Genomic DNA, 251 nt, shown 5'->3' on the forward strand with positions numbered 1-251 from the left:
GTTTCTCACTACTGGTCAAAGGATTTCTCACCATGGGCAGCGCGCCCTGCAGGGATTTACTGTGTTCGGCCGCCGCCACACTGCGCGGACGGATCCGCGCTTTCGAGGCGATGCGGATTTTTTCGGCGATCAACTCAGCATAATCATGCATCCCACTTTGTATCGACAGCTTGGGCTTGGTCACAAAATCGATGGCACCGAGTTCGAGTGCGCGCATGGTGATTTCCGAGCCGCGCTCGGTGAGCGAAGAC

At 57.0% G+C, this 251-nt stretch carries 1 pseudogene; it reads right to left on the reverse strand.

From position 1 onward, the window contains the following. Nucleotides 1-217, reverse strand: a pseudogene (locus QN347_RS20465) (hypothetical protein); the annotation flags it as partial. Nucleotides 218-251: the final 34 nt, after the last annotated feature.

It is taken from the genome of Sphingomonas sp. 10B4, from assembly GCF_035019905.1.
GTDB classification, from domain to species: Bacteria; Pseudomonadota; Alphaproteobacteria; order Sphingomonadales; family Sphingomonadaceae; genus Sphingomonas; species Sphingomonas glacialis.